Genomic DNA, 22631 nt, shown 5'->3' on the forward strand with positions numbered 1-22631 from the left:
TCCGGCATGCCCGCTCCGATGCGGCTTTGGCGCCTGGCACACTCATTGCTTATATAGTGAGACAAGATACCGCCTGAAAAACAACCTGGACAGGCGGTTTTCCGGAATGCGCGGTAAAAATCCGTCCGACAAGCCGGGGGAACCTGAGAGACCAACAAGATCACGCGCTGCGAAGCGTTCGACACACCGATGTCCGGCGACGTGCAGATTGCTGCTGAATCGCCGGCGCCGCCGAAACCCGGAGCCGCCGCTATTCATCGAGGCCATTCGGTTAGTGATCCGAACAATAGTTGACGCGCCGATCGAGTCCAGCGACATCGAGTCGTTGGCAACAGACCGAGAGAGGGCTGTGCAGTTGTTGTAGTGGTGACTGTCGTGTGTCGGCGCATCGCGACCGAATGCTTCCATAGAGAAGATCGTTGCGATGCGCGACTACGAAATGGCGGAAACCGTCTGGCTATGCACCAGGCGAGCTGCTACGGGGTTCGGCCGTCGTTGCCCTCCCTTCCGGAGACAAGCAGCGGCGGCTCGCTCTTTTTTAATCGATCTGCGCCGACCGCGGCGGCAAATCCGCCGACCCTCCGCAGGGTATTTTGAATCAGCGGCCTGCCGCACCCGCACGCCCGGCCGTCCCGATAGATTGGTCTGGACCGTCGGGTAAGCGGTCCCCTTGCATTGCGTGAACACGCAGATCCACTGCGTGGAACAGAATCTGCTTTTCGCAACCCTACGCGGCGTCAGATTGTTAGCGACCTCGCGAGCCGACCACACTGGCCATTCACGGGGATTCAAACAATGCATCACCACATTTTCGAAAGCGAACTCGTTCATCTGGAACGCGTCATCGCATGCGCGTCACGAGAACCCTTTCCGCCCACCTATTGGCGCGATCGCGTCGAGCATCTGAAAAATTGTCCACACGCGCCGCTGTTCCGCTATCGCGTTGCCCGCCTGTCCCGTCTTGTCGCCGAATTGAGTGGATAACCGACACCCGCGGTGCTTGATTGGCCTTTTAGAACTCGCCGTATCGCCTTGCTGCTTCGCCGTCTTTGACCGTCGATCACCGGTGTTCGCCCGAGCGCCGGTACCCGCTTCGTCCCCTGCCGCAACGTTGCCGCCTTCGGCCGCCCCCAGCAATGGGGCCGGTCGGCATCGGCTATGACACCGAAAACCCGCTGCATTTCATAGCCGTGTACTATCGACGACATTGCCTTAATCTCATTCTATTGATGGTGACTCTCACCTATATTTTGAGTTGCAGCAGGCCTGCCGACGCGAGCTATCCTCGTCCCATGCATGCCACGATATCCGTATTGGATGGAAAGCATGTGCGTCGGGTAATCGCAGTGGTACACCCAGTACCCCCACAAGAGCCCACCAGGTAATGTTCCGGCAGCCCCTCGGCGCGGGATCGTGCAATGCGCCATAGAAGACACACACCGTAACAGAACAAATAGTGGGTACGTCCTCTCAAGGAGATAGCGCATGTCAACCGAAGCAAAGTGCCCGTTCAACCATACTGCCGGCGGCGGCACGACGAACCGTGACTGGTGGCCAAAGCAGCTGCGGCTGGACCTGCTAAGCCAGCACTCCAGCAGGTCGGCCCCGCTGGACGGCAGCTTCAACTACGCAGAGGCTTTCAAGAGCCTCGATCTGGCAGCGGTGAAAAAGGACCTCACCGCGCTGATGACCGATTCGCAGGATTGGTGGCCGGCCGACTTCGGCCACTACGGTCCGCTCTTCATCCGCATGGCCTGGCACGCCGCCGGCACGTACCGCATCGGCGACGGCCGCGGTGGCGCCGGGCGCGGCCAGCAGCGTTTCGCGCCGCTCAACAGCTGGCCGGACAACGTCAGCCTCGACAAGGCGCGCCGCCTGCTCTGGCCGATCAAGCAAAAGTACGGTCAGAAAATTTCCTGGGCTGATCTGCTGGTCCTCACCGGCAACGTCGCGCTCGAAACCATGGGCTTCAAGACCTTCGGCTTCGGCGGCGGCCGCCCCGACACGTGGGAGCCGGACCTGGACGTCTACTGGGGCAACGAAAAGACCTGGCTGGGCGGCGACGTCCGTTATGGCAAGGGAGCCGCGGGCAATGAAGACGACGGTGGCGTGATCGTCGCCGACGAACAGAAGCACGGCGAAGAGGTAAGCCGCGACGATAACGGGCGCAACCTGGAAAATCCGCTAGGCGCCGTGCAGATGGGCCTGATCTATGTCAACCCGGAAGGGCCCGACGGTAATCCGGACCCCGTCGCCGCCGCACACGACATCCGCGAAACCTTCGCCCGCATGGCCATGAACGACGAAGAAACTGTCGCGCTGATCGCCGGCGGCCACGCCTTCGGCAAGACGCACGGCGCCGGTCCCGCCGACAACGTCGGCCCCGAACCCGAGAGCGCCGATCTCGAGAACCAGGGGCTGGGCTGGAAGAACAGCTTCGGCACCGGCAAGGGCGGCGACACCATCACCAGCGGCCTGGAAGTCACCTGGTCCAACACACCCACGAAATGGGGCAACAGCTACCTGGAAAACCTGTTCAAGCACGAATGGGAACTGACCAAGAGCCCCGCTGGCGCCAACCAATGGGTCGCCAAGGGGGCCGGCGAAACGATCCCGCACGCTCACGATCCCTCGAAGAAGCTGCGGCCGACGATGCTCACCACCGACCTCTCGCTGCGCCTGGACCCCGCCTACGAGAAGATTTCACGGCGCTTTCTGGAAAACCCCGACCAGCTCGCCGATGCCTTCGCCCGTGCATGGTTCAAGCTGACTCACCGCGACATGGGACCGCGCGCCCGCTACCTCGGGCCGGAAGTGCCTGCTGAAGAACTGATCTGGCAGGACCCCATTCCGGCAGTCGACCACCCGCTCGTCAATGAGCAGGACGTCGCCTCGCTCAAGCAGAAGATCCTGGCTGCGGGGCTGCCTGTCTCGCAACTGGTGTCGACGGCCTGGGCGTCGGCGTCGACCTTCCGCGGCTCGGACAAGCGTGGCGGCGCCAACGGTGCGCGGATTCGCCTCGCCCCGCAGAAAGACTGGGCCGTCAACCAGCCCGAGCAGCTGGCGAAGGTACTGAAGGTCCTCGAAGGCATCCAGAGCGAGGTCAACGGCGCGCAGTCCGGCGGCAAGAAAATATCGCTGGCGGACCTGATCGTGCTGGCCGGTAACGCCGGCATCGAACAGGCGGCCAAGAGCGCCGGCCTTCAGGTGACGGTGCCTTTCGCGCCCGGACGCATGGACGCCTCGCAGGAGCAGACCGACGTGGAATCCGTCGGGGCGCTCGAACCGGTCGCCGATGGTTTCCGCAACTTTCTGAAGGGCAAGTTTGGTGTCCCGGCTGAGGCATTGCTGATCGACAAGGCGCAATTGCTGACGTTGACCGCGCCGGAGATGACGGTGCTGATCGGCGGCTTGCGCGCCCTGAACGTAGGGACCGGGCAAAATCCGCAAGGCGCCTTTACCCAAAAGCCGGAAACCCTGACGAACGACTTCTTCCGCAACCTGCTCGATATGGGCACGGAATGGAAGCCGACCTCGGAAGCCCGGGATGTGTTCGAGGGGCGCGACCGCAAGACCGGCGAGTTGAAGTGGACCGGCAGCCGCGTCGATCTGGTGTTCGGTTCGCATGCGCAGTTGCGGGCGCTGTCCGAAGTCTATGCAAGCGAGGACGCGCAGGAGAAATTCGTCAACGACTTCGTTGCAGCGTGGGTCAAGGTGATGAACCTCGACCGGTTCGACCTCGCCTGAATGGGCGCCGCGGTTCCGTCAGGGTTTCGGCTTTGACGGAACCTTGCCGCTGTCGTGCGAAAGATGATGTGTCAGGTGACGGTGCGAGTTCCGTTTTATCGGAGTCGCACCGTTTTTTTGTGCGAAACCATGCGTGGGTGTGCGAGAGTGGCGCATGGGCGAAACCCCGTTTCAAGGTCAAAAGCCCGCGCACCGCGCCTTCGACAATGAGGGCGATACGGTCCATTGAGGATATGACTTGAGGAGCCGGGTCAATGGGAAGCACCAGCGCAGTTGCGGCAGCGGCAGTCGCTTTCCTGGGCAGCCACTTTCTCTTATCTCATCCGCTGCGCAGACCGTTGGTCCGCGCCATTGGCGAAGCGGCGTTCCAAGGCGTCTATTCGCTGGTTGCGTTCTTGACGCTCGGCTGGCTGATCGTGGCTTACGGAAAGGCGCCCCTCTCGGCACCGCTATGGCCGGTAGGAGACGCGCTCTGGGCGGTGGCGACCGCGGTCATGCTGATCGCGTCGATCCTGCTGATGGGTTCCCTGATCCGCAATCCGGCGCTGCCAACCGGCGGCCGGCCCGGCTCGTTTCCCGACGCCGCCCGCGGCGTGTTCGCGGTAACGCGTCACCCGATGATGTGGTCGTTCGCGCTTTGGGGGCTGTGCCACATCGCCGTGTTCCCCGTGGCCAAGAACATCGTCCTTGCAGCGGCCATGGTGATTCTCGCGCTCGTCGGCGCCGCGCTGCAGGACCGGAAGAAGCAGCAACTCCAACCTGATCTCTGGCCCGCATGGGAGTCGAAGACCAGCTACCTGCCGTTCGCGGCGATCGCCGCCGGCCGTGCGCGGCTGGGCGGGTTTGGCATGCACGCGCTGTTGGGCGGCCTGGTCGTCTGGCTCGCGGCGACCTGGGCTCATAGGCCGCTCACCGGATGGGCGGCGGGCATCTGGCGCTGGCTTTAGACGCGGCCTAGTCAGTGCCGTCGCTTAAGCCGCGCTTCATGCCACGGCATGCCGACTCGATGTGAACTGCTCTATGCTCGTCGAGGTGAAATCGACCGCCTGAAGGGGGACCGTATCTGGACCGGAGAACGACCGCTTCGCGCTGGCTCGGGTCAGGATGTGCGTTAGATGCAAGTAGAAATGCTGCAGTTGTTTCGCGTCCGAAGCTCGTGGTTCGAGGTCGAACGCATCTTCGAGCACGCGGCGCGAGACGTGGAAACGTTGAAGTCCGTGGACGATGCGAATCTGAAAGACGACGCCGTCACTATTGTGCGGCACCGCTGCCCAAATGAGCGAATGGCTACCCATGGAGCCCCCGTGGATCATGTCGGATCAAAAATTCGTCAATTCATGTTCGCACATGTCAGCGTGCGGCGAATCTTTTCAAAATTGTGACGGGCCATCATTTGACATTTTTACCACGGTCGGCATATTGCAGTGCAGCAAAATACCTGTAGACTAAAGACGGGGCAACTGCAATTGTGCACCCACGGTCGCAATATGACGGGAGAATGCGCCATGACGACTACTCAGTCTTCACACACTCCAACCGTCCCTGTATTGCATGTCTTCGAGCAAGCCGGAGGCTGGCATTGGGGCATCACGGTCCCGCGCGCGAAGGGAAGCGGATTCAAACTGATCGCCTTCAGCGAAAGAACCTTCGCGGTTGAGGACGCCGCTCGCACGGACGGGAGCCACGCGTTGGAGAGCCTTGCCGATAGCGGCGCGCGCGACCGGATCACTACCGACGTCGCGTGAGTTCAATCTGCCGCAGCGACGATCAAGCTTGGTCCGCGCCAGACGGCACTTCCTTGAGTTCCCTTGAGATCGATGGTCGCGCTGGCGATCAGGCAAGGCTTGCTTGAAGGGGCAAGCTTCGATAGCCGGCGCCACGCTACAGGCGAAATCGCCGGTGCACCGGCGCCACACTAACGTCGCCACACTATTGTCACACTTTAAAACGACGATCGGTGATTGCACCGTCCCTGGCCCGGACGGGCGGCATGGCGCAGAGATTCTGTCGCCGTCCCGACGATAGTGACCGCAGTGCTGCACCGCTTCGCCAGATCCAGGCATGCGACGTGCTCGACACAACGCGGCGAAAAATATGAGAGACACCGTGAAGCAACGAGCGACTGTTGTCTGCCAGCTTGGCAGGCGAATCTTGCTGGTCAGCCGGGAAGGCACCCGTTGGTCGCTACCTGGCGGCAAGCCCGAGGCAGGGGAAGATCTTCGTGAAACCGCGATGCGCGAATTGATGGAGGAAACGCGCCTTCATGCAATGGACATGCGGTACATATTCGGCTTCACCGGCATCCACACCTGTCACCATGTATTTGTCGCAACGATTGCCGACGGCGAACAGCCCGTGCCCAGCAACGAAATTACGCGTTGTACGTGGGCGAAGGTAACGGAGGTAGGCAATCTGCCGGTCAGTATTTCTACGAAGGGGATCGTTGAAGTGCTGGCCATGGCGTCCAACGGCGCGTCAAGACTGCCCAGCGACTACGGCCAGGCAGCCGATATCGGAGCCCAGTTCTCTCGCTGAGCAAACCGCCCCGGGGCAAGCAAGCATAGCCATAACTGCCTGAAGGGGCGGCATCTACAGCGAATTAAAGCTCGTCGAAGCCTACGACTTTGCAGGGCGCCCCGTCTTGACTTGCTCGACAGCGGACACTGCTGCGAGGAGACGCTGTAGCGCTGCGGATTCAAGCAGAACCAAACCAGCACGCAGGATTTCGCTCTTCTTCACGGACACGCCAGCCGCCAGGCACTTCTGTTTCAGCGCAGCAATTTTGTCGTAATCCGATTTCGGCATCGTGAAGCTGTCACGCACGACTTTCTCTTTCTTCGCGCGCTTGTCCTTGACCGCCACAGTTGCTTTGACAGGCACGGCCTCGTCAGCGGCAATTGTCTTCTCCTTCGACACTTTCTTTGCGCTTGCGCTCTTCTTTTTTACCGCGACGCTCGCGGTGGGTTCGGCAACGTCGCTCTCACTTTCGGGGGCGGCGCCGGCACCCTTCGGGAAATGAAAGGTCTTCTTCGTTGCTTTCTTGAGGCTCGGTTCGCTCATAGGATCTCCAGGCAAAAATTAACGGTATAAACAGTATATACGGTTATTGTGCGGCGCGAGTCGCGGACGTCGAGGGCGTGTCGATTACCGGCGTTTACGCAGCGCAGCAAAAACGGAGTTCGATTCGTCTCGTCAACGAGTAATGGCCCACGTTAGCCATGCGCGCTCAATGCGAATTTCACCCGCATTGCTTTAACGAGTGCGGTCACCCAGCCGCCATGATTCGATGGAATAATGATGATTCGTGCTCGCCTGGATGACTCGTAGAATTGCAGCCGGATGCGCTGCAAGCCGACATCATTCAGGCGGGCGCGCTTCACCCGCATCGAGTTTTTTCGTCGATGACCGATGTACGCTTGATCAGCGTCTCCCTCAAGGTCCCGGCGCCTTGCCGGTGCGATCGTCGGCTTCCTCACGCCCCTGCGCGTGCGCGGTTTCTGTTCTGCCTGGTTCGTCGACATGAAGCAACGCGGGCGTAAGAAAGCAGCCCATGACGGCGGACAGAATAATGAAAATCGAGGCCGCATCGACCAGCAGCCCGAAACGAATAAAAATCAGGAAGCAGCACAAAACATTCAGCAGATGCAGGAGTAAGCCCAGAGCGGTGGAACCCTTCGGGACGGCGCGTATGAACACCGCAAACCGCGATTGCCGACGAGGCACATACCAGATGATCAGCAGCCCGAACGTCATGATGAGAGCGCTTTCCGCCCATTTCAGCCAGGTGGGCCGACGCAGGAAACGCCCCTCGACAATCGTCTCGATGACTTGCGCCTGAATCTCGATACCCGGCACCAGTTCCCCCAGCGCGGTCGTGCGCATGTCGGTTACGCCCGCGCCGGTCAGGCCGACCAGCACCAGCTTGTTCCGGATCCGGTCGGGGTCGACTGTCCCCTGCAGGACGTCGCGTGCCGACACGTAGCGGCTCAGCGTCGAGCGAATGGAGGCGAAATGCAACCAGATGTCGCCGCCGGGCTGCGTGGGCACTTGCACGTCCGCGACGCCCACCGCCTGCACGCCCGATGCGTCGGCAAAGACATCGATCGCCGATGATCCGGTGGCGAGGCGGAGCATTTCCATCGGCAGACTGGGGACCAGCTTCTCCCGCAAACCCATGATGAGCGGAATATGCCGAACCACGCCTTGTTCGAGCGCCACGCTCAGCATCGCCTGTCCGTGAGCCGCCGCCTGCAATTCCGGCAAGCTGGCGAGCACATAGTCGAACCGTTGCACAGAGTCGAGCGGATCGGCGCCATGCACGAGAATCGGCGCGCTGCGCATGTCGGTGCGGGTGGCGAAGCCGGCATGATCGAGCGGCGCGGCGCCCAGTATGCTCGGCGCGGCGCGCAATGATCGCGCGAGAATGGCTTCGTGACTCGGCAGCGCCCGCAAGCCGGCGGCCAGAGCCGCAGCCGATTTCGGCAGATCGGCGGCCACCTTGTCGGGCGAGGTCTGATCCGGCTCGGGCATGTAGATGTCGAGACCGATAGCCAGCGGTTTCAGTGCGTCAATGGCATCGACCAGACTCGCGAGTCGATTTCGCGGCCACGGCCATTGACCGACGGTTGCCAGCGTCTCCTCATCGATCTCCACGATGGTCACGGGCTGCGCAGTCGGAACCCGCGGGAAGTGACGTTGATACTGATCGAACAGAATTTGCCGGGCGGTTTTGAAGGAATCAGGCAGCGCCGCTTCGAGCGCGTCGACGAAAGCCGGACGCGGTATGTCGCTCGGCCATTCGCTGGTCAGATTGAGCAGGCTCAGGCCGAACAATAGCGCCAGTGCCACCGGACGCCCCTGGGCCCCCTTCAGCAGATGCCTGATCCGGGCGATCCATGGGTCGAAATAGCGTTTCATCGACGGAAAGGGCATTCAGCGCCGATGACTGGCGCGGGTCATTGGATGGTGATGACCGTGCGCCGGTTCATGCGATGGGGAACGCCGTCCGCCGTGGGGACCAGTGGCTCGCGCTTGCCGCGGGCGGCGATCTCTATCTGTCGGGCAGGAATGCCTTGCTTGATCAGGAACGTCGCAACCGTCTGCGCCCGTTGCATGGACAGCTTGTCATTGAATTCCTGAGACCCAGCCATGTCGGTGTGACCGACCACCACGAGTTGGGGCGCGGGCCAGGTCGCGAGGACGGTTTTCAATTTTTGAACCGTGGCGGCCGACTCCGGGGCCAATTCGGTGGCGGAGTCGAAGAGAAAAAAGATCGTGAATGTCATGGGCCGCGGCGGCCGGGCCGCGAGCAGTTCGCCATATCGTGTCTGCACACTGGATTGGCTATCCAGCGTTTTTTCGATGGCGCCGCCCCTGGTGACGTCGACTCCGGCGTAAGCCTTGTCTATGGTCTGCTCTCCGGTGGCGCTGTGGACCACGACCGCGCCGACCTTACCGTCGGGATCCGGCAATAGAATAATTTTGTCCGGAGTGCTACACGCGGCCAGCAATGCCAGCATGACGAATGCCGCTGCCCATGCCAGCCCGCGACGTCGGATTGCAGCCTTCAACGTGCGCCCTCCCCTTTATCGCCGACTTCGATGATGAACTCAGTGCCGCGCACGCCGAGCGTGGTCGTCGGCGTGCTGAAACGGACGGCATCCGGATTCGCCTTCGCCAGCTTGCCGGAAATCACGGCCAGCGAACCGCGTTTGACGGAGGCGTCGAGCACGCCGTCATGGGTCGTGGTATTGAACGCGAATTTGTTGAGGTCGAGAATGGTATCGGCGCCGGCCGAAAGTTGGGTGGTGTCGCGCAGCGTGATGCCGACGGAGGACTGCGGGCCGGTCACGATACGATCCCTGCCATACACCTCGCTGCCGATGGCCGCGCCCGAACTTGCTCCGGACCGCTCGATCTGCACCGTGCCCTTGACCGTCTTGACGACGCCGGCAGCATCGTCGGCAAGCGCATTCGCGACAGCCATGCATCCGCAGGCTAGAAGCAACGCATATTGAGCGGCTTGGAGACGCATCGGTGGCACCTGATGGCGTAAACGCTGCATTCCGCGGGACAGCGCGGCTCCCTGATGTCGGCCTGGTGTTATGAGCAATCATTCCCTGACCGCTCGCAGAGCTGGGGCTTGCGAAGAACTTGCAGAAATACTGCGCCTGGAAGCTGGGGAGACTTTTCTACGGCATCCATCAGACTAGCGCCGTGCCCCCGGGTCACTCTGTGCGCTTCCGCGCATATCGCCAAGAGACACTTCTTTGGCAGCTGGTTTGCGTCGGCCTGCCTCTCGATTAAGGGTTAACCCATTCAGAACTGCGCATCAAAGTGCATACAGTTCTTGCATACGAGCTTGCTTCTGACGCGGGGGTATTACCGCCCAGGGACTTCCGGCGGTGTTTCCTCAGTTCCACGAACTCAAAGGAGAAGACAGATGGAAATCCGCAACCCTTCCCCCGGCCTCTACAACGAAGATCTCGCCCCTGCCAGGGTGCGCAACTGGGGCGCCTTCAGCATCTTCAACGTGTGGACCTCGGACGTGCACAGCCTCTGGGGCTACTACCTCGCCGCCAGCCTGTTCCTGCTGTGCGGCACGTTTACCAACTTCGTGCTGGCGATCGGGCTCGGCTCGCTGGTGATCTTCGCGCTGATGAACCTGATCGGCTACGCCGGCGAGAAGACCGGCGTGCCCTACCCGGTGCTGGCGCGCGCTTCCTTCGGCGTGTGGGGCGCCAACCTCGCGGCGCTGGTGCGCGCCGTGGTGGCCTGCTTCTGGTACGGCGCGCAGACGGCCGCGGCGGCGGGCGCGCTGGTCGCGCTGCTCATCCGCAACGACAGCCTGATGGCGTTCTACAAGGGCACGCACTTCCTCGGCCACTCGGGACTGGAGGTGATCTGCTACGTGGTCATCTGGGCGCTGCAGTTGCTCATCATCCAGAAGGGCATGGAGACGGTGCGCAAATTCCAGGACTGGGCCGGCCCGGCGGTGTGGGTCGCGATGCTGATTCTCGCGATCGGCCTATGCGTGAAGGCCGGCGGCTTCTCGTTCTCGCACGGCATTCCGATGGATGTGCTGCTCGAGAAAACCAAAGATGCCGGTGTCAGCGGCGAGCCCGGCTCGTTCTGGGCGCTGATGGCCGTGGGCGCGACCTGGATCACCTACTTCGCGGCGCTGTACCTGAACTTTTGCGACTTCTCGCGCTACGCGAAGAATCGCGACGCCGTGAAGAAAGGCAATCTGTGGGGCCTGCCGGTCAATCTGATCGCGTTCTCGCTGGTCGCGGGCATCACCACCATTGCCGCCTTCAAGGTGTACGGCGAAGTCCTGCTGCACCCCGAGCAGATCTCGGCCAAGTTCGATAGCTGGGTACTGGCGCTCATCGCGGCGCTGACCTTCGCGGTCGCCACGCTCGGCATCAACGTGGTCGCCAATTTCGTCTCGGCGGCGTTCGACATCTCCAACGTTTTCCCCAAGCGGATCAGCTTCAAGAAAGGCGGCTACATTGCCGCGGCCATCGCGCTGGTGCTCTACCCATTCGCGCCGTGGGAAGGTAACGCCGCGCACTTCGTCAACGCCATTGGCGCGACGATGGGCCCTTTGTTGGGGATCATTCTGGTGGACTACTATCTGGTGGCCAAGGGGAACATCAACGTCGCGGAGCTCTATCAGGAGCACGGCGAGTACCGTTACGAAGGCGGCTGGAACGTCAACGCGCTGGTCGCGGCGGCGATCGGCAGCGTGTTTTCGACCTTTCTTCCGAACTTCACCAACCTGCTGCCGGTCTGGTGGAATACCTACGGCTGGTTCTTCGGCGTGCTGATCGGCGGCGGCACCTATCTGATCATGGCGACGCTGCGGCCACGTACGGCGATCGTGACGACCCGCGCTTAGGCGTTCTCCGTGGCGCTGGACGCGGTGACCCGCGTTCAGCGCCAAGAGGCAGAGTCAAGCAATAGCGCGCGCTGCATCCCGCAGGAGGACGGTTCATCGCGATAGCCGGGTTTGCCTTTCTCACTGGTTGATCTGCCCTGCTGCAATGTCCTCTAGCGATCTTCCGCGCGTCGGCACGCCCATGAGCAACACCGCCAACGCGCCGATCAGCAGCACGAGCGTCGTCGCCCCGAACACCCCGGCAAAGCCCAGCAGCGGATAGACATACCCAACGAGGATAGGCGCGGCAATCGCGCCCAGCCGGCCAATCGACGAAGCGAGCCCGGTGCCTGTCGCGCGCACGTCGGTGGGAAACACCTCCGGGGTATAGGCATAGACGCCGGCATAGGTGCCGTTCATGAAGAACGAAAGCAGGATGCCCGACACCATGATGCCTGTATCCGTACCCGTCAACGCAAGCCCGAGCGCCGAGATGCCGCCCAATATCATGTAAGACGCAATCGTCGCCTGGCGGCCGATCTTCTCGTTGAGCCACGCGCCCGAAAAGTATCCCGGGATCTGCGCGATGTATATCACGAGCGAATACGAAAAGCTCCGCGTGATCGTCATTCCGTTCTGAACCAGCAAGCCCGGAATCCACGTGAAAAACGCGTAATAGCTGAACGTGATGGATAGCCACATCAGCCACGTCATGGCCGTGATGCGCGCGAGCTTCGCCGCCCACAACGCCTTCACGTTGGCGATGATCGAGGCCCGTCCGGCCGCGAGCGGAACGGCTCCCTCGCGCGCGGGAGGCAGCGGCTCCAACTGCACGCCGGTTTTCATCACCTCCGCTTCCATTCGCGACACGATCGCATCGGCTTCCGCGTGCCGGTCGCGTGCCTCGAGCCAGCGCGGCGACTCGGGCAACGCGCGGCGCCACCAGAGCAGCATCACAATGGGCAGCGCCGTGATGACCATGACCGCGCGCCACGCATTGGGTGCGAGCGGGATCACCAGATAGCCCAGCAGTGCGGCCGCCACGAAGCCAAACGAGAAAAACCCCGCAAGGCTGCCGGTGAAACTGCCGCGATATCGCCGCGCCACGAATTCGGAGAGAAACGGCGCGACGATGGCGCTTTCCGCTCCCGTCCCCAAGCCGGCGACAATGCGCGTCGCCAGAAAAAATCCCCAGTCGTTCGCGAGCGCGCTGGCAAGCGACGCGACACAGTAGATCACGAGCGCATACATCATGACCTTGCGTCGGCCGATGATGTCGCCGAGCATGCCCGCGAGCATCGCGCCGAAGAAATAGCCCATGAACGTACCGCTTCCCAGCACGCCGGTCTGCACGCTCGTGAGCCCCCATTGCGTGCGCAGCACCGGCAGCAGGAACGCGAGGACGGCGGCGTCCATCGCATCGAAGGTGTAGCCGAGGCCGCCCATCAGCAGCAAACGGCGGTGAAAACCTGAAAACGGCAATCGCTCGATGCGGGCGGCAATCATCGACATGGGCAAGCTCCGATTAGGACTCTGGGGTACCGCGAACGCGGGCCGACTCTCAAGATCAAGCGCTTTCGAGTTCGTTGACGAAGATCCGGCCATCCTTCATCACGAGCGGAATATGCTCGCCCTGACCTAACAGGCAATCGACGGACTTCAAAGGATTGCCGTCGACCACCAGCACATCGGCATGAGCACCCGGCATGATTCTGCCGAGCTTGTCCTGCATATTGAGCACTTCCGCGCCAACCACGGTTGCGCTCGCAATCACCTCGGCCGGCGACATGACGTCGGCCAGAATCCGGAACTCATCGCTTTGCAGCCGCTGCGCTTCGCCGAGCAGGTCGGTGCCGAAGCCCATCTTGACGCCGGCGCGCTTCATGATTTCGATCGAGTGCAGCCCCGCGCCATGCACGTCGGCGACCTTGGCAATGCTGGCCGGCGGCAGTCCATATTTCTCGCCTTCGCTTGCAAGGGCGTCGTAAGTGACGAGGGTCGGCACGACATACGCGCCGTGTTCCGCGACGAGGCGGGCGGTCTCCTCGTCGATCAGATTGCCGTGTTCGATCGTGCGCACGCCGCAACGCACGGCGCGCGCGATCGCCGCGGGCGTATACGCATGAGCCAGCACATAGGTGCCGCGCCCTTGAGCTTCCGCGACGATGGCGCGGATCTCGTCTTCGGAGTAACCGAATGCGCCGACCGGATCGGTGGGTGAAGCGACGCCGCCCGAAGCCATGATCTTGATCTGGTCGGCGCCCATCTGCAGTTCCTCGCGCACGGCCCGGCGCACTTCATCGACGCCGTCCGCCACGCGGCCGAGCGCGCCGACGCGCACGCAGCATCCGCAAGGTGAATCGGGCGGCATGTAGTCGGAGCGGGCGCGCGGATCGGCATGACCGCCCGTCTGGCTCAACGCGCGGCCGGATACGAAAAGGCGCGGACCTTCGATCAGCCCCGACTCGACCGCCTGCTTGAATGGATACCCTGCCCCGCCCGCGTCGCGCACGGTGGTGAAGCCGCGGCGCAGCATCGCGCGCATGATCGGCACGGCGCGCAGCGTGACGAGCACATTGGGGAGCGTCGCCACGCGCGGCAGATTGAACTCGATTGCAACGACATGCACATGCAGATCGATCAGACCCGGCATGATCGTTTTGCCCTTGACGTCGATCACGCGCGCGTTGCTGCTCTTGATCGGCTTATCGGACACTTCGCGGACGAAGCCGTCCTCGATGAGTATTTCAAAGCCTTCCAGCAGATCAGGGTGGGTAGGATCGAGAAGCGCGCCGTTACGTAGGAGGAAGCTGGTCAAGTGTTATCTCCTTCAGGTTTCGATCGCAGCGCCGGACATACGGGCCTCGCTTCGAGTATGGAGGCCGGCGTATGGAAGCGCTGCCAGGATATTCATCAGGATAAATCTCGCACGCACAAGTATGGCGCTGACCAGCACATGCCGCAAAGCAGATCCAAAAAAAGCTTTTCCCACATGTTGATCTATTGCAGGCGTCCGCATTAAGATGAGCACCTCGGCGCGCGACATGCCACCCTGAACGCAAGGTGACATCCCGCAGCCGCCATCACCGAATTGATCCTGCTCGCCAAGCGAGGCCAACGGATCAGGTTCCCAGCCAGGCAGCAAGCTCAGCCAGGAGACGACGATGCTCAGTCCACACGAATTCGCGACCCTCATGTTGCTCAAGGATGCACCGGATCTGCCGAGTCTGGACGGTGCCGATCTGGAAGCGCTTCTGGAGCGCCAACTCGTCACGCTGGAAGAACTCGCTTCCGGACAGCAACGCCCTCTCATTACCGATGACGGACAGATATTTCTGAAGGCCGCCGCTCGTATCCTGAACGACGAATGACACGTATCGCTTGATCAGTTGCACAGTCAAGGAGTGTTGCATGGCCGAATCAGGGGCAGGAATCGTCGTGGGTCTGTGTGGACTGAGTGTCGCCGTGCTGATGGTCGCCGGACATTATTGGCGCGAGATGCTAAGGCGTCGGCAACTCAGGCGGATGGACCATCGCGACTGCTGGGAAGTGATGCGCCACAGGCGCTGAAGACCTGTTCGATTCAATCGGACCCGCAGCGGGCGAGTCGCGAGAAAGCCGATCATGAACTGGCTAGCCAATGCGGTGCTTGTCGTGCACGCGCTGCTTGCGTTGTTCATCGTGTGCGGATTCGTCGCGATCTGGGTGGGTGCCGGCCTTCGCTGGAAGTGGATACGCCAGCGGCTCTTCCGGCTCGTACATCTGTCAGCGATCGTTATCGTGGCCACGCTATCGCTGCTAGGTATCGCGTGCCCGTTGACGACGCTGGAAGATTGGCTGCGCACGGGTTCGCTGGATACGCAAGGATTCACACAAGGCTTCATCCAGCGCTGGGTGAGCCGCCTGCTCTATTACGATTTGCCGGGCTGGGTATTCACGCTTCTGTACGTCGCTTTCGGTCTGGTGGTGTTGCTGACCTGGCGCCTGATTCCCCCTGAGAGCGCACGTCGTTCGAAAGCAATGCGCAGGTGAGGAAGAACTAACGCGCTGGACACACCAAAGACGAACAACCGGAACGATGACCATTTGACTATGCGCAGCCCGTATCGTGCGGATTCGTGTTCGATAGCCAGCGGACGTACATTGCCCGCTCACGCCGCGCGCCAATCGTCCAGACGTTCTCCGATTGCTTTCAGCTTGACCCGGTCCAGTTTGCCTAACGAATTGCGCGGCAACTGGTCGACGACGATGAGCCGCTCCGGCATCTTGTAGTTCGCAACTCTGGTGGACAGATCGCGCAACACGTCCTCGATCTGCGTCGCGGCTTCGGTCAGTTCAACGAAACCGATCACGCGCTGACCGAGGACGGCGTCCGGCACGCCGACTATCGCCGCCTCGCGCACGCCGCGATGGACCGTGAGCGCGTGCTCGATTTCGGTCGGCGAGATGTTCGAGCCGCCGCGAATGATCAGGTTTTTCTTTCTGGCGACGTACCAGAAATCGCCGGACTCGTCCTGGCGCATCACGTCGCCGGTGGCCCACCAGCCATCCTTGCGTGCGTCGTCGATGCGGCCGGGGCCGAGCCAATAGCCGACGAACAGGTTCGGTCCGCGCAGCATCAGTTCGCCCGCTTCGCCGCGGCTGACGGTGTTGCCTTCCGCGTCGGCGAGACGGACCCGGTCCATGTCGACCGCGCGGCACACGGGCCCGGTATCGAATCCATAGGTGAAGGTGCCCGCGCTTTCGCTCATCCCGAGGAAATTGCGCATCCTGACGCCGAACACCCGCAAAAACTCCTCCTGCAAACTCGGTGGCGTCGTGTCGCCTCCGACGAGGCAGGTGCCCAGTGACGTGACGTTGCGTGGCTGCGCAATCTGCTCGGCGATCGCCCCCGAATACATGAACGGCAACCACATCATCATCGTGCAACGGTGCCGTTCTATCAGGTCAAGCGCGGCCGCCGGTTCGAATCGGTCCATCAGGACGCAGGTGCCGTCTGTGGCGAGCGTCGTCAGCGCAGTGAAGAGCCCTGCACCATGCATCATGGGCGTGGCAATCAGCGTGACGTCGTAGGGCCTCGACGCAATGGCCTGGCAAGCTTGCATCATCGCGCACGCGGTGCGCGGGGTGTGCGTGACGAATTTCGGTTCTCCCGTGGTGCCGGACGTCGACAGCAGAAGCGCCGGTTCGTCGACGCGCACCGGCTCGAGCCGCAGCTCGTCTGCCTCGTGCTCGATCAACTCGCTCCAGGCTCTGGCGCCCGTGCCTTGCGCCGAGCCGTCGACAAGAAAGCGCTTGTCCGCAACGAGAATCGAAGCATCCATGCCGGCAATCGCACCGTATAGATCAATCTGGCCCAGGTACAACGAAACCTGCAAGCGTCGCAGTTGCGGCTCGAGTTCCGCGCGTGTGAGCCGGTTGTTCAGCGGCACCGCAATCATGCCTGTCAGCATGCACGCGTAAAACGCGGCGACGGTTTCCGGCTTGTTCGTCATGTGCAGCGCGACGCGATCGCCACGTCTCAGACCGTGAGCGAGCAGGCCGTGCGAAAGCCTTCTGATATACCGTGTCAGGCGATCGTAGGTCCATGTGTCATCTCCGGCGATCAGCGCAATGGCATGCGGGCGGGCTGCGGCAGAGTCGAACAGACGCTCGTGCAGCGTAATGAGTTGCGGTGCCTGTATGGGTTGCGGGCGTGTTCCGGGACAAGACATGGCGGTTGCTCCAAGGGTCGATTGGCTGTCGATGACAGGTCTACCCTCACAACACGCACCGCTCCTGGATTATTCCGGCGCCTGTGTCGCAGCCGATTTCTTTTCCCGCTTCGACAACGACGACAACGTCAACGACAAGTCGCTCCATGGCGCCATGAACTAGTCCAACGGCACGGTAATGACAGCACGCCCTGCCGCGCGTTTTACCAACTCCGCGTGGTTGGATGGCTGGCCTAACCATCTTGCCAGTCCGCGCGGATTCCGGTGACCCAGAACGAGCAGGTCCGCGTTGAGCAAGCTTGCATAGTTAGCCATGCTATCGACCACGTTACCCACTGAGACATAGCCGCGCGCAACCGTTCCGCTCTCTCTCAAATGATCCAGCGCTTCCTGCAAGGTCTGTTTTGCCGTGCCCTCCATCTGTGAACACGCCACGTCCGATAGGTATCCAAGACTGCCGCCCACAGCCGCACCAATATCCACGACCGACAGTACGTGCACAGTAGCGGTCAACGCATATCCCAAACGGGTCACGCGCAGTAACGCTGATCTGGATTCAGGCGATCCATCGTAGTAGACGAGCAGATTGTAGTGGTCAGGCATGGGATCCTCGAATCGTGCGACGAAGGGAGTGGCGGCGGTTCTGTCATTCCCATAACACCCGTGGCCGACGAGGTATTCCAGAAAAAGCGCAACGTTTCTTTTCGCTCGCGGCTGTTTGCCGTCACGGAATAAAACCGCAACCCCAGGCGTTCGGAGAAGGACGATTCAGCGCCAACGAGATCGGGTAATTCAATCCGCGAATGACTGTTCCCTGATTGCACGCCCATCCCTTTGCGCACTCAGGGATCGTTCGTTCGCGTGCATCGCACATACAAGGACGATTGCGGCGGGCGCTACTCCGAACATAAAAGGAATCGCGAAATGAAACTGCGTCAAAAGGCAGTCCTTGCCTGGTCATTCGCCGCTTGCACGGCAACGCTCACCGCGTGTGGCGGCGGCAGCGACAATTCCACGCCACCGGCCCCGGCCACCGGCCCTTTCAAAGCCACCGTGCTGGTTTCCGATGGCAGCGTGAGCGCACCGAACACGGACGCCAATCTCAAGAACGGCTGGGGTATCGCCTTCAACCCAACCGGCGTCATGTGGGTGTCCGACAACAATACGAAAAAGTCGACGCTTTATGACGGCAATGGCGTGGTGCAGTCGCTCGTCGTGACGATCCCGCCAGCAGCGAGTGGACAGGCTGCCGGTCCGACCGGCATCGTGTTCAATACCAGCACCGACTTCGGGATTAGCGCAAACGGCCTCACGAGCAACGCGGTCTTCCTCTGGGCCACCGACGCCGGCACGATCGCCGCCTGGTCACCGAAGGTGTTGCCGACGCAAGCGGTCAACGCGCACGACGACGGCACCGGCGGCGCTGTTTATAAAGGCCTCGCGATCGGCACGAATGCCGGTCAGAACCTGCTGTACGCGGCGGACTTTCATAACGGCAAGGTCGATGTGTTCGACAAATCGTTCAACAAGATCCAACTCGACGGACAATTCAAGGATCCCAACTTGCCTGCCGGCTTGTCCCCCTTCGGCATACGTGTAGTCGGTACAACCGTGTATGTGACGTTTGCGAAGCTCGGTCCCGATGGACACACACAGGTGAACGGCCCGGGCAACGGCGCGGTCGACGCGTTCGATACAGCGGGGCACCTCACGAAGCGCATTGCCTTGGGCGGATCGCTGAATTCGCCTTGGGGTCTTGCGGTCGCGCCGGCGAATTTCGGTGCACTTAGCAATGATCTGCTGGTCGGAAATTTCGGTGACGGCACGCTCGATGCGTTCGATCCCAATTCCGGGGCGTTCATCGGTGCAGTGACGCAAGCCGACGGATCGACTTTCAAACAACCGGGTATCTGGGGCATCTCGTTCGGCAACAACGCTGCCAATCAACCGCTCAATACCCTGTTCTTCGCCGCCGGCCCGACACCGACGACCGGCGTCTATGGTCGGCTCGACGTCGCCCAGTAACGAGTCGGCGGACGCGGCGCGAGCGGCGCATGCATAGGACGCTCTCGGCATCCGCAGGCGCCGCGGACGCCGACTCTGACCACGCAAGCAAGACCCGGTGCCAGCCGCGCATCGTCGCCACCCATGCCGACGCCGATGAGCAGAACGTCGCCCCCTGTGCGTCTTCGCATAACACTCCATAAGCTTTTTTATTCCGCCGCGAGATAGCGAAACACGCGTTTCGCCGCGAATGGATTCCATTGCGCGGCCCTGCACCGAAACGTAGCCTGCTCTATACTCGTCAACTTTTTGGATCGGCGCGTTCGCTTTCACGCTGCATCATGTCCCGACCCCAACCACCGGCGCTTGTGCTCCGCCACGCCCTCATCGTGATCGTCGTTACGGCTGTCGCAGGAGCGTTCGCGTGGGTCGCGGGCTGGATTCGCTGGCCGGGCAGCGAGCCGGCACTGACGCCCGCCCGGATGATCGACGCCTTCGAGAGCAGCATGGGCCGGCACCCCGGCTTTCGCCGCAATCATGCCAAGGGCGTATGCGTGAGCGGCTATTTCGACAGCAACGGAAATGGCGCGGCGCTTTCGCGCGCGAGCGTGTTCGAGCGCGGCCGCACGCCCGTGATCGGCCGCCTCTCCGCACCGGGCGGCAATCCCGCCCGTGACGACGCCGACGCATCCGTGCGCAGCTTCGCACTGCTCTTCTCGGTGCGCAACGGAGAGCAATGGCGCACTGCAATGAACTCCGTGCCGATCTTCCAGGTCGCCACGCCACAGGCGCTGTACGAGCAACTGGTGGCGCTGCGCCCGGATGCGCGAACCGGCCAGCCGGACCCCGCGAAACTGAACGCGTTTCTTGCGAAGCACCCCGAAACAACGGCCTTTCACCAGTGGGTCGATACCCATCCGCCTTCCACGGCTTTCTATAACGCGAGTTACTTCGGCATCGACGCGTTCCGTTTCGTCGATGCCAATGGCAACGCGCGCTTCGTCCGCTGGAGTGTGGTTCCCGACACGCCCTATGCGCCGTCGAACGAACGCACCAACCCGGCACGCGATCCCGACTTTCTCGCGCACGATCTCTATCTGCGCTTGCAGGCAGGCCCCGTCTCCTGGCGCCTCATGCTGACGCCTGCAGGCCCGGGAGACCCGGTCGACGACGCGACGCGCGCATGGCCGCCCGAGCGCGAATTGCATCGGGTAGACGCCGGCACGATCGTGATCGAGCGCGCCGAGAGCCAGATCGACGGCGCCTGCCGCGACATCAATTTCGATCCGCTGATCCTTCCCTATGGCATCGCGCCCTCGGACGATCCGCTGCTCGCCGCGCGCTCGGCGGCCTACGCGGTTTCGTTCAACCGGCGCACGCGCGAAGAGGCGGGAATTGGCACGCATCGCCGCTAGAACGGGCCGCATCGAGACCTCCTCGACGCACTGAAGAGAAGACCGCTTTCACGCGTTGCGCGGTCTCAAGTTAAACTACACCGTTCGAACTTCGTAACGAAAAAAAACGATGGCGAACGATAGTGCAATTTTTTGTGCGAGGTCGACGGGTTCGCAATGCTGTCGAACCCGTCTCGGGGATCATGGGAGATTTTCGTTCAATGAACGGTGTAGATTTACCTGGCATGCTTCCCGAAATGCTGCCGCGCTTGTGGGCGTTCGCGCTTCGCCTGTCGGGGGACCAGCATGACGCCGAGGATCTCGTGCAGCGCGCCTGCCTGCGCGGGCTCGAACGCGCCCACCAGCTTCAGCCCGACACGGCTCCGTTGAGCTGGATGTTCTCGATTGTCCATTCGACCTGGATCAACGAACTGCGCGCCCGCAGCGTGCGAAGACGGTCCAGTTTCGATTGGGATGACGACTTCCTCGAAAATCTTCCGGACCCCGTCGACCGGGGTCCCGAAACGCAATTGATGCACGGGCAGATCATCGACGCGGTCGAACGCTTGCCGGAGGCGCAGCGCGTCGTGATGCTGCTCGTCGCCGTGGAAGGCCTGAGCTATCAGCAAGCCGCCGACGTGCTCGAGGTGCCCATCGGCACGGTCATGAGCCGCCTGTCGCGCGCCCGCCAGGCGGTCGGCGCGCTGCTTGGCGGCGAGACGCCGAAGACTCGGCCCGCGAAGACACAAAAGGATTCAATCGCATGATGGCTGACGACGCTCAACTACTCGCTTATGTGGATGGCGGCCTGTCGCCCGAGGATCGCAGCGCGGTCGAAGCGCGACTGCGCGAGTCCGCCGAAGCAAGGGAAAAGGTCGCGCTGTTGCGCGCTTCGCGGCTCGATTTCGCGGACGCCTTCGCGCAACAGAATCTCCCGCCGGTGCCCGATTCGCTGAAGCTCAAGGTCGATGAGATGGTCCGCGCGCATCGCGCCCGGGAATCGAACGACCCGGTCCTGCCTGCCAGCGAAAAAGCGCCCTCCGAACCCGTGCGCTCGCGCCTGCGCGGCGTGCCGGTCTGGCTTGCCGCGGCCTGCGTGGCCGGCGCTTTCGCCTGCGGCCTGTTCGTGCAGCTCGGCCCGCTTACGAGCGGCGGCGCGCAGATGGCCGCCAACTCCGGCGTATCGCCGTGGGTGGCGACGGCGGTCGGTTATCAGAAGCTGTACACGCGTGACACCGTCGCGTACTTGCAGGAAGATCCGGCGGCCGCCGCGAAGATCGTCAGAGATATCCGCAGCGACGACAAGCTCGCCCTGCGCGTTCCGGACCTGACCAGCGCCGGGTTGACGTTCAAGTCGGTGCAACGCCTGCGCTTTAACAACAAGCCGCTCGTGCAGATCGTCTATCTGCCGCAAAACGGCCCGCCCGTTGCGCTGTGCGTGATGAAAGACGCGAAGCCGGACCAGCCGGTCGCGACGAAGACGGTCGATGCAATGGACGTCGCGACGTGGCGGCAAGCGGAGTTGAGCTATGCGCTCATCGGGCAGTCGGGTGACGTCGATCTTGCCGCGCTCGGCAAGCGCATCTCCAATCTCGACATGGCCCCGCTTTTCAGCGATGCCTCGCTGATCACGCGTCCCACGTCCGGATAACGGCATGCCCGATGCGTCGCGCGACAGCGACGCATCGGGCCGTGGCGCGGTGAATGACGGTAAGTCCTTACCGTGACCAGGCGCGCGTTAGACGACATACTCAAACGCCGACAAAACACAGCCGCGCACCCCGCCGCTCAATGGCGAACGCGCTCGCGCGGGCCCGAAAAAATCTCGAGGTCCCGACGGAATAATGTCGAGCCACGGGTGTTATGTCATTAGCCCTTATGGCGTCATGCAGG

23 protein-coding genes are annotated in these 22631 nt (G+C 62.1%); 13 read left to right on the forward strand and 10 right to left on the reverse strand.

Going from position 1 to position 22631, the window contains the following annotated elements; translation table 11 throughout:
- Nucleotides 1-1485 precede the first annotated feature (1485 nt).
- Nucleotides 1486-3747 carry a catalase/peroxidase HPI gene (katG, locus tag PQR42_RS16260; protein WP_408493671.1) on the forward strand — a complete coding sequence of 754 codons (2262 nt, stop codon included), beginning with the start codon at nt 1486-1488 and terminating at the stop codon, nt 3745-3747.
- A gap of 254 nt (nt 3748-4001) precedes the next feature.
- The gene (locus PQR42_RS16265) at nt 4002-4694 is read left to right on the forward strand and encodes an NnrU family protein (protein ID WP_408386579.1); all 693 of its coding nucleotides are present in this window, start codon (nt 4002-4004) and stop codon (nt 4692-4694) included.
- Nucleotides 4695-4730: 36 nt separating this feature from the next.
- Here the strand turns inward: PQR42_RS16265 and PQR42_RS16270 are convergent, their stop codons facing one another.
- Nucleotides 4731-4979, reverse strand: a complete 249-nt coding sequence (locus PQR42_RS16270; protein ID WP_408493679.1) for a hypothetical protein — start codon at nt 4977-4979, stop codon at nt 4731-4733.
- Here PQR42_RS16270 and PQR42_RS16275 point away from each other — a divergent pair.
- The 3 genes from PQR42_RS16275 to PQR42_RS16285 all read left to right on the forward strand — a co-directional run bounded on the left by PQR42_RS16275 (nt 4863) and on the right by PQR42_RS16285 (nt 6282).
- Nucleotides 4863-5129, forward strand: a complete 267-nt coding sequence (locus PQR42_RS16275) for a hypothetical protein (RefSeq protein ID WP_408205705.1) — start codon at nt 4863-4865, stop codon at nt 5127-5129. The genes PQR42_RS16270 and PQR42_RS16275 overlap by 117 nt on opposite strands.
- 123 nt (nt 5130-5252) lie before the next feature.
- Entirely contained in the window at nt 5253-5492 is a 240-nt protein-coding gene (locus tag PQR42_RS16280; protein WP_408386577.1) for a hypothetical protein, read from the forward strand.
- A gap of 349 nt (nt 5493-5841) precedes the next feature.
- Entirely contained in the window at nt 5842-6282 is a 441-nt protein-coding gene (locus PQR42_RS16285; RefSeq protein WP_408205496.1) for an NUDIX hydrolase, read from the forward strand.
- An 81-nt stretch (nt 6283-6363) separates the two neighbouring features.
- Here the strand turns inward: PQR42_RS16285 and PQR42_RS16290 are convergent, their stop codons facing one another.
- The 5 genes from PQR42_RS16290 to PQR42_RS16310 form a co-directional block, all read right to left on the reverse strand.
- Nucleotides 6364-6807: a hypothetical protein gene (locus PQR42_RS16290; RefSeq protein ID WP_408386575.1), complete on the reverse strand. Its 444-nt coding sequence runs from the start codon at nt 6805-6807 to the stop codon at nt 6364-6366.
- Between the two features lie 152 nt (nt 6808-6959).
- Nucleotides 6960-7133 (reverse strand): hypothetical protein, encoded by a 174-nt coding sequence (locus PQR42_RS16295; protein ID WP_408205494.1) that lies wholly within the window; start codon nt 7131-7133, stop codon nt 6960-6962.
- 46 nt (nt 7134-7179) lie between these two features.
- Nucleotides 7180-8679, reverse strand: a complete 1500-nt coding sequence (locus PQR42_RS16300; protein ID WP_408205493.1) for a CHASE2 domain-containing protein — start codon at nt 8677-8679, stop codon at nt 7180-7182.
- Nucleotides 8680-8702: 23 nt separating this feature from the next.
- The gene (locus PQR42_RS16305; protein ID WP_408205492.1) at nt 8703-9266 is read right to left on the reverse strand and encodes an OmpA family protein; all 564 of its coding nucleotides are present in this window, start codon (nt 9264-9266) and stop codon (nt 8703-8705) included.
- A gap of 47 nt (nt 9267-9313) precedes the next feature.
- Nucleotides 9314-9733, reverse strand: coding sequence for a FecR family protein (locus PQR42_RS16310; protein WP_408205491.1), 420 nt, complete (start codon nt 9731-9733; stop codon nt 9314-9316).
- A 456-nt stretch (nt 9734-10189) separates the two neighbouring features.
- On the opposite strand from PQR42_RS16310, the gene PQR42_RS16315 reads away from it, so the two are divergent.
- Nucleotides 10190-11647 carry an NCS1 family nucleobase:cation symporter-1 gene (locus tag PQR42_RS16315; protein ID WP_408205490.1) on the forward strand — a complete coding sequence of 486 codons (1458 nt, stop codon included), beginning with the start codon at nt 10190-10192 and terminating at the stop codon, nt 11645-11647.
- Nucleotides 11648-11767: 120 nt separating this feature from the next.
- Here the strand turns inward: PQR42_RS16315 and PQR42_RS16320 are convergent, their stop codons facing one another.
- Together PQR42_RS16320 and PQR42_RS16325 are read right to left on the reverse strand one after the other, a co-directional pair.
- Entirely contained in the window at nt 11768-13138 is a 1371-nt protein-coding gene (locus PQR42_RS16320; protein ID WP_408205489.1) for an MFS transporter, read from the reverse strand.
- A 55-nt stretch (nt 13139-13193) separates the two neighbouring features.
- Nucleotides 13194-14444, reverse strand: a complete 1251-nt coding sequence (locus PQR42_RS16325) for a metal-dependent hydrolase family protein (RefSeq protein WP_408205488.1) — start codon at nt 14442-14444, stop codon at nt 13194-13196.
- A 346-nt stretch (nt 14445-14790) separates the two neighbouring features.
- Here PQR42_RS16325 and PQR42_RS16330 point away from each other — a divergent pair, with 346 nt between their 5' ends.
- On the forward strand, nt 14791-14997 hold the full coding sequence (locus PQR42_RS16330; RefSeq protein ID WP_132374486.1) for a hypothetical protein: 207 nt from the start codon (nt 14791-14793) through the stop codon (nt 14995-14997).
- A gap of 253 nt (nt 14998-15250) precedes the next feature.
- Entirely contained in the window at nt 15251-15658 is a 408-nt protein-coding gene (locus tag PQR42_RS16335) for a DUF2784 domain-containing protein (protein WP_408386571.1), read from the forward strand.
- 119 nt (nt 15659-15777) lie between these two features.
- On the opposite strand, the gene PQR42_RS16340 is transcribed toward PQR42_RS16335, so the two are convergent.
- Complete coding sequence (locus PQR42_RS16340; protein ID WP_408205486.1) at nt 15778-17340, reverse strand: class I adenylate-forming enzyme family protein; 1563 nt, start codon at nt 17338-17340, stop codon at nt 15778-15780.
- On the opposite strand from PQR42_RS16340, the gene PQR42_RS16345 reads away from it, so the two are divergent.
- Entirely contained in the window at nt 17339-17503 is a 165-nt protein-coding gene (locus PQR42_RS16345) for a hypothetical protein (RefSeq protein WP_408386569.1), read from the forward strand. The two genes, PQR42_RS16340 and PQR42_RS16345, sit on opposite strands and share 2 nt — an antisense overlap.
- On the opposite strand, the gene PQR42_RS16350 is transcribed toward PQR42_RS16345, so the two are convergent.
- Nucleotides 17500-17943 (reverse strand): universal stress protein, encoded by a 444-nt coding sequence (locus tag PQR42_RS16350; RefSeq protein ID WP_408386567.1) that lies wholly within the window; start codon nt 17941-17943, stop codon nt 17500-17502. The two genes, PQR42_RS16345 and PQR42_RS16350, sit on opposite strands and share 4 nt — an antisense overlap.
- A 321-nt stretch (nt 17944-18264) precedes the next feature.
- On the opposite strand from PQR42_RS16350, the gene PQR42_RS16355 reads away from it, so the two are divergent.
- From PQR42_RS16355 to PQR42_RS16370, 4 genes are all read left to right on the forward strand, one after another.
- The gene (locus PQR42_RS16355; protein ID WP_408205483.1) at nt 18265-19365 is read left to right on the forward strand and encodes a TIGR03118 family protein; all 1101 of its coding nucleotides are present in this window, start codon (nt 18265-18267) and stop codon (nt 19363-19365) included.
- Nucleotides 19366-19685: 320 nt separating this feature from the next.
- Nucleotides 19686-20759 carry a catalase family peroxidase gene (locus PQR42_RS16360; RefSeq protein WP_408386566.1) on the forward strand — a complete coding sequence of 358 codons (1074 nt, stop codon included), beginning with the start codon at nt 19686-19688 and terminating at the stop codon, nt 20757-20759.
- Between the two features lie 200 nt (nt 20760-20959).
- Nucleotides 20960-21505 carry an RNA polymerase sigma factor gene (locus tag PQR42_RS16365; RefSeq protein ID WP_408386564.1) on the forward strand — a complete coding sequence of 182 codons (546 nt, stop codon included), beginning with the start codon at nt 20960-20962 and terminating at the stop codon, nt 21503-21505.
- The gene (locus PQR42_RS16370) at nt 21502-22389 is read left to right on the forward strand and encodes an anti-sigma factor family protein (RefSeq protein ID WP_408205481.1); all 888 of its coding nucleotides are present in this window, start codon (nt 21502-21504) and stop codon (nt 22387-22389) included. Before PQR42_RS16365 ends, PQR42_RS16370 begins: the two co-directional genes overlap by 4 nt.
- Nucleotides 22390-22631 lie beyond the last annotated feature (242 nt).

Source organism: Paraburkholderia sediminicola, from assembly GCF_046027355.1.
Classification (GTDB): domain Bacteria; phylum Pseudomonadota; class Gammaproteobacteria; order Burkholderiales; family Burkholderiaceae; genus Paraburkholderia; species Paraburkholderia sediminicola_B.